Raw genomic sequence first — 15,789 nt, 5'->3', positions numbered from 1 at the left:
TCAGGCTGACCGGTCCTCGCCCTGCCGGCGCACCAGCGCGGTCAGCAGGGCGCGCAAGGCAGCCGGGCGTACCGGCTTGTGCAGCACCGGATAACCGCGCGCCCGCGCACGCTGTTTCAGTTCGCTGCTGCCGTCGGCGGTGATCATCGCCACCGGCGGCAGCTCGCCCAGCGCATCGCGCAGCTGCTGCAGCGCCTGCAGGCCATCGACGCCATCGGCCAGGTGATAGTCGGCCAGCACCAGGTCGATCGGCCCGCGCCTCAGTTCGACGCGGGCCTGCGCCACGTCCAGCGCGGTGCGGCAGTCGACGCCCCAGCGGCTGAGCAGGGCGCGCATGCCATCGAGGATACTGGCGTCGTTGTCCAGGCATAGCACGGTCAACGGCAGCTGCTTGTCGGTGCCGCCGCGCTGCACGCGCTGGCGACGCACCGACACCGCCTCGTTGCGCGGCACCGTCACCGCAAAACAGCTGCCATGCTCGACCCGCGAATGCAGGTCGAGCTGATGACCGAGGATGCAGGACAGGCGATCGCAGATCGAAAGCCCCAGGCCCAGCCCCTTCTCGCCCCACGGCGAGGGCTGCTCCAGCCGCTGGAATTCGTCGAAGATGCGCGCGCGCTGTTCCGGCGCGATGCCCGGGCCGGAGTCCCACACCTCGATGCGCACCTTGTCCGCACCCACTCGCCGCGCGCCCAGCAGCACGCCGCCCTTGCTGGTGTAGCGCAGCGCGTTGGAGAGGAAGTTCTGCAGGATCCGGCGCAGCAGCTGCGGGTCGCTGCGCACCGCCAGGCCGGTGGGCACCATGCGCAGGCGCAGCCCGCGACGTTCGGCGATCACCGCAAACTGTGCTTTCAGCGAATCGAACAGCTCGGCCAGTGCGAACGCGCCGACTTCGGGATGGTAGCTGCCGGCGTCCAGCCGCGAGACGTCCAGCAGCGCGTCGAGCAGATCCTCGGCGGCGCTGAACGAGGCGTCGATGCGCTCGGCCAGCCCGCTGGCCTCGACGTCCAGTCCGGGATGCTGGCGCAGCGCCGAGGTGAACAAGCGCGCTGCGTTCAGCGGCTGCAGCAGGTCGTGGCTGGCGGCGGCGAGGAAGCGCGTCTTGGAGATGTTCGCCGTTTCCGCCGCGCGGCGCGCCTGCGCGGTGGCAACTAGCGCCTCGGACAGTTCGGCGGTGCGCTGCTCCACGCGCTGCTCCAGCGTCTCGTTCACCTCGATCAGCGCCTGCTCGGCGTGCTTGTACGCGGTGACGTCGGTGTAGGTGGTGACGTAGCCGCCACCCGGCAGCGCGCGGCCGCGCAGCTCGATCACCGTGCCATCCGGGCGCACGCGCTGGAACAGATGGGTCGAGCCGGCCTGCATGTACTGGATGCGCTTGGCCACGTGCGCTTCGACCTCGCCCGGGCCGCACTCGCCACGCTCGGCGTTCCAGCGGATCAGCTCGGCCACCGGCACGCCCACGTGCACCATGCCGTCGGGGTAATCGAACAGCTCCAGGTAGCGCCGATTCCACGCCACCAGGTGCATGCGCGCGTCGACCACGCTGATCCCCTGCGAGACGTTTTCCAGCGTGGTGGACAGCAGCTCGCGATTGAAGCGCAGTTCCTGCGACGCCTCGTCCAGCAGCGCCATCGACTCGGCCAGGTCCAGGCCGCTGCCGGACAGGGCGCTGATCAGGATGCGCCGCGCATTGGCCGCGCCCACCGCCGAGGCGAGCAGGCGCTCGGTGTACTGGATCAGCGCGCGGTCGGCCGCCTCGCCGGCCAGCAGCGGCTTGCTGCGCCGCTGGGCGTACTCGTCGAAGGCGCGCGCACTGCTGCGCTCGCCCACGATGCGCTCGGCGATGGTGCGCAGGTCGGCCACCGCCACGCGACCGCGCCAGTCGCCGCTACCGCCACGGCTGGCCGGGTCGGCATCCATGAACACCGCCGCGTGCAGGCGCTCTTCCAGGCTCGGCCGCAGCCGCAGCGACACGAACACCAGGCAGCCCACGTTCACCAGCAGCGACCAGAACGTGCCGTGCATCACCGGGTCCCAGCCGCTCAGGTGGAACAGTGCCTGCGGGCGCAGCCAATCCCAACCGAACGGGCCTTGCCGCAGCCAGTCGTCCGAGCGGATCAGCGCCGGCAGCAGCAGGGTATACAGCCACACCGCGAAGCCGCCGGCCAGGCCGACGATCACGCCGCGACGACTGGCCCCGCGCCAGTACAGCGCGGCGATCAGCGCCGGCGCGAACTGCGCCACCGCGGCGAACGCCAGCAGGCCGGTCGCTGCCAGGTTCTCGGCGTTGGCGGCGACGCGGTAGTAAACGTAGGCCATCGCTGCCAGCAGCACGATCGCCACCCGGCGCACGCCCAGCACCAGTTGTGACAGGTCGCTGCGCTGTTCCAGCCGCAGCGCGTGGATGCGCAGCAGCGCCGGCATCACCAGGTCGTTGCTGATCATCGTGGACAGCGCCACCGAGGCCACGATCACCATGCCGGTGGCCGCCGAGAAACCGCCGATGAAAGCCAGCAGCGCCATGCCGCGGTCGCCGTGGGCCATCGGCAGGGTCAGCACCCAGGCGTCGGCGGTGCCGTCGCGCAGTAGCGGCATGTGCGCGCCGGCCGCCACGATCGGCAACACCGCCACGCTGACGATGACCAGGTACAGCGGCACCATCCAGCGCGCACGGGTGAGGTCGCCGGTATCCTCGCACTCGACCATGCCGATCTGGAATTGCCGCGGCAGGCAGAACATGGCGCTGAACGCCAGCATGGTCTGTGCGAGGAAGCCTGGCGACAGACCGTGGCTGAGCTGGGCCACCGGCCGCTGCACCGTCTCGGCCAGCCCCGGCCCCTGCCACAGCGCGTAACCGGCCAGCGCCATGAAGGCGAGCAGCTTGATCAACGACTCCAGCGCGATCGCCAGCATCATGCCGTGATGGTGTTCGGTCGCGTCGATGCTGCGCGTGCCGAACAGGATCGCGAACACCGCCAGCAGCACCGCGCACCACAGCGCGCTGTCGACGCCGCCCGCCGTGACCATGCCGTACCTGACTCCGCCGAGCACGCCGTACGACATCGCCACCGCCTTGAACTGCAGCGCGATGTAAGGGACCACCGCGACCACCGCGATCACCGCCACCAGCGCGGCCAGCCCGTGCGACTTGCCGAAGCGCGCGCCGATGAAGTCGGCGATCGAGGTGATGTTGCGTTGCCTCACCGTCTGCACCAGCCGGCGCAGCAGGCCGTAGCCGAACACAAACAGCAGGATCGGGCCGAGGTAGATCGGCAGGTAGGCCAGGCCGTCGCGCGCGGCGGTGCCGACCGCGCCGTAGAACGTCCATGACGAGCAGTACACCGCCAGCGCCAGGCTGTAGACGATCGGCCGCAGCCGTGGCTGACGCGGGTACAGCGGCCGGCGGTCGCCGGTGTAGGCCACCACGAACAGCAGCCCGACATACAGCAGCGACACCAGCAGCAGCAGCCACCCTTGAATCAAGTCACCTTCTCCCGGCCGGACCATCGACGGGCGCGCCCGCGCTTGTGCCATGGCAGCACCAGCGGCACCATGCGCGGATGATCACCGCGCCCGTATCGACACTCGCCAACGTAGCAGAGCGCCTGCGCGATGACGAGATTCACGTGTGGCGGCTGGACTACCGGCGCTCGGGCGGGCGCGCCCCGCTGTGCACGCTGCTGGCCGCCTATCTTGGCACCACGGCGGAGCGGGTGCTGCTGCGCGAAGGCGAACATGGCCGCCCCGCGCTCGCCGCCGGGCTGGATTCCTCGCTCGACTTCAACTGGTCGCACAGTGGCGACCATGCCCTGGTCGCGGTGGCCCGGCACGTCGCACCGGGGATCGACCTCGAATGCCTGCGCCCGCGCCAGCACGCCGTGGAGCTCGCCCGGCGCTTCTTCAGCGCCGAGGAGGCGGCAGTACTGGCGGCGCTGCCGCAGGCCGAGCGCAGCGTCGCCTTCCTCGAACTGTGGACCGCCAAGGAAGCGGTGCTGAAGGCGCTGGGCCGCGGCCTCGCGTACGGCCTGCATCGGCTCAGCATCACCAGTGTGGGGGGGCAGCTGCAACTGCGGCGGCTGCAGGGCGACGACGCCGACGCCTGGCAACTGCAGCGGCTGGCGCTCGACCATGGCCTGGTCGGCGCGCTGGCCTGGCGCGGCGGCGAGCGGCGGATCCGCCTCGGCACGCTTGCCAGCGGCGACTGATCGGCGCACTGTTTCCGGCTCATCGACCGGCCCGTGCGCCCCCATTGATCGCCACCGCCGAGGATCGTCCTTCCGCCATGACCCTGCTCAGCGTCAACCTCAACAAGATCGCCGTGCTGCGCAATTCGCGCGGCGGCCGCGAACCGGACATCTGCCGGGCTGCGCAGACCTGCATCGAGAGCGGCTGCGGCGGCATCACCGTGCATCCGCGGCCGGACCTGCGCCACGTGCGCCCCGACGACGTACGCGCGCTGGCCGCGATGCTGCGCGGACGAGTGGAATACAACATCGAGGGCAATCCGTTCGCCGCCGCCCGCGGCGCCTATCCGGGGCTGGTCGCGCTGGCCCGCGAGGTGCGCCCCACCCAGGTCACTCTGGTACCCGACGGCGACGGCCAGATCACCTCCGACCACGGCTTCGACCTGCGCCGCGACCTCGCGCAGCTGCGTCCGCTGGTTGGCGAGCTGCGCGAGCTGGGTTGTCGGGTCAGCCTGTTCGTCGACGCCGGCAGCCAGGATTTCGAGCTCGCCGCGGCGATCGGCGCACAGCGCATCGAGATCTACACCGGCCCCTATGCCGAGGCGTTTACCGAAGGGCAGCCCGCGGCGGCTCTGGCCGTGTGCGCCGAAACCGCGCGCCGCGCCCAGCAGGCCGGGCTGGCGGTGAACGCCGGGCACGACCTCAGCCAAGCCAATCTGGGCACGTTCAAGGCGGCGATCCCCGGCCTGGCCGAAGTTTCCATCGGCCATGCGCTGATCGGTGAGGCGCTGTACGAGGGGCTGGCCACCACCGTGCGCAACTACCTGCAAATCCTGCGCTGAGGGGTTGTGATTTTTTCAACCTCTCAGGCCGGCCACGGCGAGGGCAGGGATGCCCGAGTTGAGGCAACGCAGGAGCGGTTGCCCGAGGGCCAGGCATGAAACAGTCACTGGCGTGACTGTTTCATGTGAGCGAGTCCGGGCGTGTACCGGACTCGCGACTGAAGAAAACCACAGGATGTGGTTTTCTTCACAAGCGTTGAGCCGGCACGGCGACGCCCTGCCCCCAAAAGAAAACCCCCGCGCAAGGCGGGGGTTTTCGTTGGTACGTTGCCGTGGCGACGACCGATCAGAAGTTCTCGGTGAAACCGATCTTGACCAGCTTGTAACTCTTCGCCGCCGCCAACACCCGCGCCACGTGCTCGTAGGCCACCGCGTCGGCCGCAGCGATCTGGATCTCCGGCTGGTTGTTCAACGACTGCTGGCTGATCACCGCGAGCTGCGCCTTCAAGCCCAGCTCGTCCACCGGAATATCGTTCCAGTACAGCGCACCGGCCTGGTCGATCTTCAGGTGGACCGGTTCCGCCGGATTGGTCGGCGGCGGCTGATTCGGATTCGGCTGCGGCAGATCGACCTGGATCCGATGCGCCAGCACCGGTGCCGTGATCATGAAGATGATCAGCAGCACCAGCATCACGTCGACCAGCGGCGTGACGTTGATCTCCGACATCGGTCCACTGGTGTTGGTAGAGAAGGACATCTGGTTACTCCTTCGGCGCGTCGGTAGTCATGAAAGCAACATGCACCATGCCCGAATCCTTGGCGTCGCCGATGACCTTCTTCACGATCTTGAACTCGGTGTTCTTGTCCGCGCGGATTTGCAGCTCCGGCTGCGGCGACCTTTGCGCGCTCACCGCAAACTGTGCCCGCAGCTCGGCTTCGGTGACCAGGTGGTCATTGAAGTACGTGCTGCCATCCTGCTTGACCGCCAGATCCAGTGGCGGCACCGACATTTCCGAATCCGGTGTCTTCGGGTTGGCCGTAGGCAGATCGATCGTGATGGAGTGCGACATCAGCGGAGCCGTGATCATGAAGATGATCAGCAGAACCAGCATCACGTCGACCAGCGGCGTGACGTTGATTTCCGACATCGGACCGCCGGAATTGCCACCTAGGCTGACAGCCATGGGTCAATCCCTCACTTCTGGCTTTCGACGCGCGAACCGGTGGCGAAGAAGTCGTGCAGATCGTGCGCGAATTCGTCGAAGCGGGCGTAGACCACGCGGTTCGAACGGCTGAAGAAGTTGTACGCGAACAGCGCCGGGATCGCGGCGAACAGACCGAAGGCGGTCATGATCAGCGCCTCGCCGACCGGGCCAGCCACCGCGTTCATCGAGGCGTTGCCGGAAGCGGCGATGCGGATCAGCGCGTGGTAAATGCCCCACACAGTACCGAGCAGACCGACGAACGGCGCGGCAGAACCGACCGTGGCGAGCAGGGTCATGCCGCCTTCCAGACGCATGCTCTCGCGGGCCACCGCCTGGCGCAGGGCACGGTCGATGAACTCCGAACGGCTCAGCGACTCGGCCAGACGACCGGTGGTGCCGGCAGCCGCCGTGGCCTGCTGGTGGTGGGCGACCGCCGAAGCGGCGTCGAGCGCGATCTTGGAGAACGGCTCGGTGCGCGGCTGCGCTTCGAGTTCACGGATCGCGTCCTGGGTGGAGCCGTTGCCCCAGAACCCGTTGATGACCTTTTCGGCGCGGGCCTTCACCGTGGCGTTGCGGATGCCGTTGGCGATGATGAAGTACCACGACAGGAACGACATCGCGACCAGGGTCACGAAGACGACCCAGCCGAGCCAGTCGAAGTTCTGGATCAGGTTGTCGAAGCCCATCTGTTTCATGGCTTCGGCGTTGGTATTGCCACCCATGGCCTGTGCGGCACCGGTCGTATCAGGAGTCTGTAGGAACATAACGCTACCCTAGGGAAGTCAAGCGTGAACTGTAACCGTAAACCGGGCGAACCCGGTTACAGCTGGTTGAGATTGAAGTTGACCGGAACGCGTGCGTACCCTTCAACTTTTTGTCCATTTCGAATCGTTGGATTGAAGCGCCAACGACGTGCGGCATCCATGGCAGCACGATCGAGTTCGTGATAACCGCTGGAGCGGTCGATCTTTATGTCCTTCGGCGAGCCATCCACGCCCACCAGGATCATCAGCACCACCGTACCCTCATGCCGCTGACGGATGGCCTGCGGCGGATACTTCGGCTGGAGCCGGCTGTTGTAGCTGAGATCCGAGCTGGCCGTGATATCCGTTGGCGGTGCCGGCGGCGCTGGCGGCGCTGGCGGCGCTGCCTGGGTCGCATTCGCCGAAACCTCTTCCACCGCTGGCGGTGGTGTCGGCGGCGGCGGTGTCGGTGGCACCTTGACCTGCTGGATGATCTTCGGCGGCGGCTGCTTCGGCGGTTCCGGCGGCGGCGGCGGCGGCGGTGGTGGCGGCGGCGGCGGCTCGATGAAGTTCACCTGGACGATGCGTTCCTTTTCCTTGTGGTTCTGATTCGGCGGCGCCATCGGCGCCACGATCAACAGGAAGGCAAACGCATGCAGCCCGATGGCAACTGCCAGTGCCCAGGTGCGTTTCCAACTAAACGGCTCGCGCCCGATTTCTTCGTTACTTGAGGCCATCTGTCACTAGTCTGGAGCTGATCGATCAGAAGAGAACGTTGCCGCAGGGCTTGACTCCGAAATCGTCAGATGCGTTGACGAATCCGGAAGGAACTTGCCACTGGGGAGACGCGGGGGAAAGGTTGAAACGGTACAACAGCACATGGCATTTGTATAGCGCCGCGGGGATGAAGCATATGGACGTCCATTCCATCCCGTGGCCTGCCACGTGCTTCAACCGGTCATTCGGCGCCGGTCTTTTTCAGCCAGTCCCTTGCCTTCGCCGCCGTCTCCGGATCCTTGGCAGCGTTTTTCATCGCGGCGATCGCCGCCGGCTTGTTCTTCAAGCCGCGTTCGGACTCGGCCAGCAGCATGTACGCCGTGCCCTTGTGCTTCACGCCCTTGTCGATGGCCTGCTGGACCAGGCCCTTGGCCTGGCTGTACTTGTTCTCGCTCAGCAGCAGGCGTCCGGCGGCCAATGCGGCCTCGCCATCGCTGGCCAGCGGAATGGCCTTGTTGTAGTAGCTGATCGCCTTGTCGGCGTTGTTGCCGATCTCGGCGGCTTGGCCGAGCAACACGTAGGTTCCCGCGTCGGGCTTGACGATGCCCTTGCCGATACCGTCCTCAAGCACCTGCTGGGCCTTGAGCGCGTTCGGCGTCGGATCCGAGCTTTCCTGGCCAGCGATCAGGTACAGCTTGGCCAGGTTCACGTACTGGGTGTCCTTGGTGAGCGTGCCGGCGGCGCGGGCCTTCTCCAGCATCTGGATCGCCTCGGGATACTTGTGCGCCTGCATCAGTACGGCGACCGCGTTGTTGAGCGCGTTCGGATCGCTCGGATTCGAATTGAGCTGGCTGGTGGCCAGCTGCGCTGCCTTGTCGTCCTGGCCGGATTCGGAGTAGCTGGCCATCAGGATCTGGTCCCAGGTCGGCTGCGGCTTGTCGGTCAGCGACTTGGCCTTGGTGATCGCGGCGATCGCCTCGGGATATTTGTTGAGTCGGTAGTAGGCGTTGCCTTCGAGCGCGTACGAATCGGCGGTTTCCTTCTTGCCTTCGGCGCGCCACTTGGCGACCGTGTCCAGCGCGGGCTGGTACTGCTCGTCGGCCAACTGGAACTGCGCCAGCATGTACATCAGCTGGAAGTAGGTATCGTTCGGCATCACGCCGAGCGCCAGCGAGCGCTGCAGCGTGCTGATGGCGCCCTTGATGTCGCCGTCGTTGTAGTGGAGGCTGGCCATGCCCTGCAGGGCGAGCGCCTGGGCATACTTGCTCTTGCTGCCGTCGATGATCGGCTGCAGCAGCTGCTCAGCCTTGGCCTTGTCGCCTTCGTTGACGGCGTCCAGGCCGTCGTTGAGGCTCTTCTGGTCCTTCGCGCTGCTCAGGTCGAGCTTCGGCTCGGTGCGCGTCGCATTCGGATACAGCGCTTCCTTCTTGGGTGTGGCGTCGTCGCTCTTGCGCGCCAGGGCCGGGCTGCTGGCCACGCCCAGCAGCAGCGCAACGCCGGCCAGCATGGTTAACCCTCGGGCATGCTTCATGGTGATCCTCGTGATGTCTGGGCGCGTCGTAATGACGCGGGGGATTGCGAAGCCTAACTCGACCCGGCACGCGATAACAAGTTGCAGTGCCGCATCAAAGATCGTTAAAAATCAATTAGTTGGCTTGTTCCGTCCGATGGGATGCCAAATTTGCACGGCGCCGCGAGCACTCGGCACCGGCTGCCGCGGCGCCCACCGGCCCCGGGCGGCGGGCGCGGCGGGAAGCTTCGCGTCGGCGGGGAGGCCGTCAAATGTCCAGGTTGGCGACCTTCAGCGCGTTCGCCTCGATGAAATCGCGACGCGGTTCGACCGCCTCGCCCATCAGCATCGAGAACATCTGGTCGGCGGCGATGGCATCCTCGATGCCGACCTGCAGCATGCGCCGGGTGTCCGGATTCACCGTGGTATCCCACAGCTGCTCCGGGTTCATTTCGCCCAGGCCCTTGAAGCGCTGGATGCTGCGACCCTTCTTCGCCTCGTCCAGCAGCCAGTTGCGCGCATCGAGGAAGCTGAGCACGCCGCGCGAGGCATTGCCGCGACGCACGACAGCGTCGGGCTGGATCATGCCGGCGATCTGCTGACTGATCGCCAGGATCGGGCGAAGCTCGGCACTGGCGAAGAACGGCTGCGGCAGCAACCAGGTATGGCTGAGTCCGTGCTGCTCCTTCACCACCTCGATCGCGGCCGGCTGCCCGCCAGCGGCCGGGCGCAGCGTGAGGCGGTAGTGCGGCTTGCCCAGGCCGCTGGCCGCCAGCCGCTGCGCGGCGCCATCCAGCCAGGCTTGCATGGCCACCGGATCGGACCACAGCGCGGGTGTGATCGGCTGGTGCTCGAGCAACACGTTCAGCACGGCGGCATCGAAACGATGCGCCAGCCGGGCAATCTGGTCCAGCGCGAGCTGGTAGCCGCGCAGCAGCTTCTCCAGCGCCTCGCCGGTGATCGGCGGCGCATCCGGGGCGTAGGTCAGCGCAGCGTTGTCCACCGCGCTGGAGATCAGGAAGTCGTTCAGCGCGGCATCGTCCTTGATGTACAACTCCTGCTTGCCCTGCTTCACCTTGTACAGCGGCGGCAGGCCGATGTAGATGTGGCCGCGCTCGATCAGCTCGGGCATCTGGCGGTAGAAGAAGGTCAGCAGCAGGGTGCGGATGTGCGAGCCGTCGACGTCCGCGTCGGTCATCAGGATGATGCGGTGGTAGCGCAGCTTGTCGGGGTTGTACTCGTCCTTGCCAATGCCGGTGCCCAGCGCGGTGATCAGCGTGCCGACCTCGGCCGAGGCCAGCATGCGGTCGAAGCGCGCCTTCTCCACGTTCAGGATCTTGCCTTTCAGCGGCAGCACGGCCTGGGTCCTGCGGTTGCGGCCCTGCTTGGCCGAGCCGCCGGCGGAATCACCCTCGACCAGGAACAGCTCGCACAGCGCCGGGTCCTTTTCCTGGCAGTCGGCCAGCTTGCCGGGCAGGCCGGCGATGTCCAGCGCGCCCTTGCGGCGGGTCATCTCGCGCGCCTTGCGGGCGGCTTCGCGGGCACGAGCGGCGTCGACCACCTTCGAGGCGATCGCCTTGGCCTCGTTCGGGTGTTCCAGCAGGAACTCGCCGAGCTTCTCGTTGATGACCTGCTCCACCACGGTCTTCACCTCGGACGAGACCAGCTTGTCCTTGGTCTGCGAGGAGAACTTCGGATCAGGCACCTTCACCGACAGTACCGCGATCATGCCTTCGCGCATGTCGTCGCCGGACAGCGCGACCTTGGCGTTCTTGGCCAGGCCTTCCTTCTCGATGTAGTTCTGCAGCGAGCGGGTCAGCGCGGCGCGGAAACCGGTGAGATGGGTGCCGCCATCGCGCTGCGGGATGTTGTTGGTGAAGCAGAACATGATCTCGTTGTACGAGTCGGTCCACTGCATCGCCACTTCCACCACGATGCCGTCCTGTTCGGCGGAGAGGCTGATCACGTTCGGGTGCAGCGCGGTCTTCATCTGCGCCAGGTGCTGCACGAACGAGCGGATGCCGCCCTCGTAGGCGAACGTGTCCGCCCGCCCTTCCCCGCGCTCGTCCTTCAGCTCGATGGTGACGCCGGAGTTGAGGAAAGCCAGCTCGCGCAGACGTTTGGCCAGAATCTCGTAGTGGAAGTCGATGTTGCTGGTGAAGGTGGCCGGGCTGGGCAGGAAGCGCACCGTGGTACCGCGCTTGTTCGACGGCCCAACCTCCTTCAGCGGGTACAGTGGCTCGCCGAGCGCGTATTCCTGCTGGTACTCATGACCGTCACGATAAATGGTCAGCCACAGGTGATCGCTCAGCGCGTTCACCACGGAAACGCCCACCCCGTGCAGGCCACCGGACACCTTGTACGAATTGGCGTCGAACTTGCCGCCGGCATGCAGCACCGTCATCACCACCTCGGCGGTGGAGCGATGCTCCTCCGGGTGCATGTCGACCGGGATACCGCGGCCGTTGTCGCTGACGCTGACCGAGCCGTCGTCGAGAATGGTGACCGCCACCTTGTCGCAGTAGCCGGCCAGCGCCTCGTCGATCGAGTTGTCGACCACTTCGAACACCATGTGGTGCAGGCCGGTGCCGTCATCGGTGTCGCCGATGTACATGCCCGGGCGCTTGCGCACCGCTTCCAGGCCCTTCAGCACCTTGATGTTGCTGGAGTCGTAGTGCGATTCGTTGCTGGGTTCGTTCATGCGTTGACCGTTTCCTGGCGCCAGCGACCCGCCCGACTCGGCGCCGTGAATGGCCGGACAGGGTTATGCAATCCGCGGGAGATGCAACCTTCTAATTATAGCAGGCGCGTCAGCTCGCCTTGTTCCACGTGGAACACTCGGGCGGGCAACCCTTGCAGTGCGGCCGGCAATTCGGTGCCGGTCAGCAGCACCTGGGCATCCGCCGCCAGCAGCAGGGTCACCACCGCGGCTTGGTGGGCCAGGTCCAGTTCCGAGGCAAGGTCGTCGAGGCAAACGATCGGCCATTCACCACACTGCTCCGCATACAGTTTGGCCTGCGCCAGCAGGCAAGCCAGCGCGGTAAGCTTCTCCTGACCGCGGGACAGATGTTCACGCAATGGGGCCTGTTCGAACATGATCGACCAGTCCGCCCGATGCGCGCCGAGGGTGGTATGCCCGCGGGCGAGATCCCGACCCCGCTGCTCGCGCAACTGCCGGGCCAGGTCCAGCTCGTCCGACCAGCCCCGGCGATAGCGCAGCTCGAAAGCGCCCAGCTCCGGCAGCAAGCCGGCGAAGCCGTCAAGCAGCTTCGGGCGCAACCGATCCAGATAGCTACGCCGTTGCCGATCGATCTGCTCGGCGGCTTGGGCCAGCTCCGCCTCCCACGGTGCAAACAGCTCGTCGGCTGGCGGTGCGGGGGCACGCAACAGGCTGTTGCGCTGTTTCAGCGCACGCTGGTAGCGGCGCCAGGTGGACAAAAAGGCATGTTCCACGTGGAACACTCCCCAATCCAGATACCGCCGGCGCTCTTCCGCCGCACCGGCGATCAAGCCGTGCGCACCGGGTTCAAAACAGACCACCGCGCATTCGCCGACCAGCTGCCCCAGCGCCACGCCGGTACCGTCCAGCTTTGCCTCCCAGCGCACGCCATCCCGTCCCAGGCCGAGCCGGCACACCCGCTCATCGGCATGGCGCAACTCGGCAAAGATCGACAGCTGCGTGGCACCCCGTTGCAGCAGCGCTTCCTTCGCGCCGCTGCGAAAGGAGCGCGCATGCGAAAGCAGGAACGCTGCCTCCAGCACGCTGGTCTTGCCGGCGCCGTTGGCACCGACGAAGACGTTGACACCCGGATCCAGCGCCACGCCGACCTCAGTAAGGCAGCGCAGGCCGCGCACGCGAAGCTGCTCCAGCCTCATGCGGGTTGTGTCCACAAACAGCAACGCCGGAGTCCCTGGTGGGAGCCCCGGCGTTGCCTGTTCTTGCCGCGTGTGGCGAGCGCCATGCGCTGGCCGTCAGAGCCGCAACGGCATGATCACGTGGCGAGCCTGCTCGCTGTCATGTTCCTGCACCAGGCAGCTCGACTGCGCATCGCGCAGGCTGAGCCGCGCCCGCTCACCGCGCAGCGCGGCCAGCGCATCGAGCAGGTAGCCCACGTTGAAGCCCACCGCGAGGTCGGACACATGGGTGTCGGCCTCGACCTCCTCCACCGCCTCTTCCTGCTCCGGGTTGTGCGCCACGATGCGCAGCTTGCCCGGCGACAGCTCCAGCCGCACGCCGCGGTACTTCTCGTTGGACAGGATCGCGGCGCGCTGCAGCGCGCCCCGCAGCACCTCGCGGTCGATCGTGGCGGTCTTATCCGCGCCCAACGGGATCACCGCCTCGTAGTCGGGGAAGCGGCCATCAATCAGCTTTGAGGTGAACACCACGTCGCCGCGGCGCACGCGCAGATGGTTGCGGCCGAACTCCAGCTCGACCTGGCCGTCACCGGTTTCCAGCAGACCTACCAGTTCGTTGACGCCCTTGCGCGGGATGATGATCTGTCGGCGCGTGCTCACCGAATTCTGCAGGCCGGTTTCCTTCATCGCCAGCCGGTGGCCATCGGTGGCCACGCAGCGCAGGGTGTGCTCCTGCAGATCGAGCAGCATGCCATTCAGGTAGTAACGCACGTCCTGGTTCGCCATGGCGAAGGCCGTGCGTTCCATCAGGTCGCGCAAGGCTTCTTCCGGCAGGCTGACCTTTTCCACCAGTTCGATCTCGTCGACGGTGGGAAACTCGCTGGCCGGCAGGGTCGTCAGCGTGAAGCGGCTGCGCCCGGCGTTCAGCGCCACGCGATCGCCGCTGAGCTTGAGGTCGATCCGCGCACCGTCGGGCAGAGCGCGCACGATGTCGAACAGCTTGCGGGCGGGGATGGTGACCTCGCCATCGACCAGTTTCTCCGCCTCGCTGGTGGCTACCATCTCCACTTCCAGGTCGGTTCCGGTCAGCGACAGTTTGCCGGAGCCAACCTTGACCAGCAGGTTGGCCAGCACCGGCAGCGTCTGGCGGCGTTCAACCACACCAACCACCTGCTGCAGAGGCTTGAGCAGAGCTTCTCGTTGGATGCTGAATTGCATGACTGTGCTTCCCCTATGCCTGCTGTTCTGTCTTTAAAAGAAGTTAGTGGTTGCTGTTGGTGCGGTGGGTAACTTTCATAACCGAATTTCATCCGGTAAATCAACAGCCTGGGTAGATTTGTGGGTGTGTTTGAACGGGCTGTTTTACGGTGGGTGATTTGTGGATAACTTCCGCACTCGATTCGTCCACCCATTATCCACAGCTTGAGCCCCCGCTTATCCATAATCTTTGCCGATCGTCGCTCAACCGGTCAGCGTGCGGATCAGCTGCTCCCAGTCCTGGCGCATGCGCGCGTCGGTCTCGATGAATTTGCGGATCGTCTTGCAGGCATGCATCACCGTGGTGTGGTCGCGCCCGCCGAACGCCTCTCCGATCTCCGGCAGGCTGTGTTCGGTCAGTTCCTTGGACAGCGTCATGGCGATCTGCCGCGGCCGCGCCAGCGAGCGCACGCGCCGCTTGGACAGCAGGTCCTGCAGGCGCACGTTGAAGTACTCGGCGGTGATCTTCTGGATGTTGGCGATGGTGACTGCCTGCGCATGCGTGGCCAGCAGGTCGCGCAGGGTCTCCTCGGCGAAGTCGGTGGTGATCGGCTTGCCGTAGAAGTTGGCCCGCGCCGCCAGCGTGTTCAGCGCGCCCTCGAGATCGCGCACGTTGGAGCGGATGCGCTTGGCCAGCAGCATCGCCACGTGCTCGTCCACCGCCACGCCCTTGTCGTGCGCCTTGGCCAGCAGGATCGCCGCGCGCGTCTCGAAATCCGGCGGCTCGATCGCCACCGACAGGCCCCAGCCCAGGCGCGACTTCAGCCGCGGCTCCAGCTTGTCCACTTCCTTGGGGTAGCGGTCGCAGGTGAGGATGATCTGCTGCTTGGACTCGAACAGCGCGTTGAAGGTGTGGAAGAACTCCTCCTGCGTGGTGTCCTTGCCGGCGAAGAACTGGATGTCGTCGATCAAGAGCGCATCCACCGAGCGGAAGCGCAGCTTGAACTGGTCCATGCTCTTGGCGCGCAGCGCCTCGATCATCGAGCCGACGAACTGCTCCGAACGCAGGTACAGCACCTTGCAGTCCGGGTTGCGCTCGCGCATCAGGTTGCCGGCGGCGTGCATCAGGTGGGTCTTGCCCAGGCCGGTGCCGCCGTACAGCAGCAGCGGGTTGTAGGCGCGGCCGGGGTTGGTCGCCACCTGCATGGCGGCGGCCTTGCCGAGCTGGTTCGACTTGCCCTCGACGAAGGTCTCGAAGGTGTAGTGCGGGTCCAGGTTGTGGTTGAACGCGGGAGCCGCCGGGACCGGGGTAACCCGAGGTGCCGGCGCCGCCTTGGCCGACACGGCCGGCCGCACCGTGCTGGAGCCGACCTCCAGCCGCACCAGGCACGGCTTGCCGGCAAGCTGCAGCAGCATCGCCTCGATCTGTCCCAGGTAGCGCCCGCGCACAGTGTCCAGGGTGTAGGAGTTGGGCGCAAACAGCTGCAGGCCGTTGGCATCTTCGCGCGCCTGCAGCGGCATCAGCCAGGTATGCAGGTCTTCGGCGCTCAGCTCGCCTTCGAGGCGCTCAAGGCAGCGCCGCCACAGATCACTCAT

General features: G+C 66.4%; 12 protein-coding genes. 2 read left to right on the top strand and 10 right to left on the bottom strand.

Annotated elements, in window-relative coordinates; translation table 11 throughout:
• Entirely contained in the window at positions 1-3,483 is a 3,483-nt protein-coding gene (locus tag LRK53_RS00060; RefSeq protein ID WP_235642426.1) for a hybrid sensor histidine kinase/response regulator, read from the bottom strand.
• Between the two features lie 77 nt (positions 3,484-3,560).
• Here LRK53_RS00060 and LRK53_RS00055 point away from each other — a divergent pair, with 77 nt between their 5' ends.
• Positions 3,561-4,205: a 4'-phosphopantetheinyl transferase family protein gene (locus tag LRK53_RS00055; RefSeq protein ID WP_027491675.1), complete on the top strand. Its 645-nt coding sequence runs from the start codon at positions 3,561-3,563 to the stop codon at positions 4,203-4,205.
• A gap of 77 nt (positions 4,206-4,282) precedes the next feature.
• The gene (locus tag LRK53_RS00050) at positions 4,283-5,026 is read left to right on the top strand and encodes a pyridoxine 5'-phosphate synthase (RefSeq protein WP_027491674.1); all 744 of its coding nucleotides are present in this window, start codon (positions 4,283-4,285) and stop codon (positions 5,024-5,026) included.
• A gap of 286 nt (positions 5,027-5,312) precedes the next feature.
• On the opposite strand, the gene LRK53_RS00045 is transcribed toward LRK53_RS00050, so the two are convergent.
• From LRK53_RS00045 to dnaA, 9 genes are all read right to left on the bottom strand, one after another.
• On the bottom strand, positions 5,313-5,723 hold the full coding sequence (locus LRK53_RS00045) for an ExbD/TolR family protein (RefSeq protein ID WP_027491621.1): 411 nt from the start codon (positions 5,721-5,723) through the stop codon (positions 5,313-5,315).
• Positions 5,724-5,727: 4 nt separating this feature from the next.
• Positions 5,728-6,150: an ExbD/TolR family protein gene (locus LRK53_RS00040; protein WP_027491620.1), complete on the bottom strand. Its 423-nt coding sequence runs from the start codon at positions 6,148-6,150 to the stop codon at positions 5,728-5,730.
• An 11-nt stretch (positions 6,151-6,161) separates the two neighbouring features.
• Positions 6,162-6,935: a MotA/TolQ/ExbB proton channel family protein gene (locus LRK53_RS00035; protein WP_221174169.1), complete on the bottom strand. Its 774-nt coding sequence runs from the start codon at positions 6,933-6,935 to the stop codon at positions 6,162-6,164.
• 56 nt (positions 6,936-6,991) lie between these two features.
• A complete protein-coding gene (locus tag LRK53_RS00030) occupies positions 6,992-7,651 on the bottom strand; it encodes an energy transducer TonB (protein WP_027491618.1) in 660 nt (219 codons plus the stop codon).
• A 221-nt stretch (positions 7,652-7,872) separates the two neighbouring features.
• Positions 7,873-9,138, bottom strand: coding sequence for a tetratricopeptide repeat protein (locus LRK53_RS00025; protein WP_027491617.1), 1,266 nt, complete (start codon positions 9,136-9,138; stop codon positions 7,873-7,875).
• Between the two features lie 271 nt (positions 9,139-9,409).
• Positions 9,410-11,842: a DNA topoisomerase (ATP-hydrolyzing) subunit B gene (gene gyrB / locus LRK53_RS00020; RefSeq protein WP_235642425.1), complete on the bottom strand. Its 2,433-nt coding sequence runs from the start codon at positions 11,840-11,842 to the stop codon at positions 9,410-9,412.
• A gap of 95 nt (positions 11,843-11,937) precedes the next feature.
• Positions 11,938-13,017, bottom strand: a complete 1,080-nt coding sequence (recF, locus tag LRK53_RS00015; protein WP_027491615.1) for a DNA replication/repair protein RecF — start codon at positions 13,015-13,017, stop codon at positions 11,938-11,940.
• Between the two features lie 96 nt (positions 13,018-13,113).
• On the bottom strand, positions 13,114-14,214 hold the full coding sequence (gene dnaN, locus LRK53_RS00010; protein ID WP_027491614.1) for a DNA polymerase III subunit beta: 1,101 nt from the start codon (positions 14,212-14,214) through the stop codon (positions 13,114-13,116).
• Between the two features lie 243 nt (positions 14,215-14,457).
• On the bottom strand, positions 14,458-15,789 hold the full coding sequence (dnaA, locus tag LRK53_RS00005; protein ID WP_027491613.1) for a chromosomal replication initiator protein DnaA: 1,332 nt from the start codon (positions 15,787-15,789) through the stop codon (positions 14,458-14,460).

Source organism: Rhodanobacter thiooxydans (assembly GCF_021545845.1).
Lineage (GTDB): Bacteria > Pseudomonadota > Gammaproteobacteria > Xanthomonadales > Rhodanobacteraceae > Rhodanobacter.
This window is presented reverse-complemented; position numbering and strand designations above follow the sequence as displayed.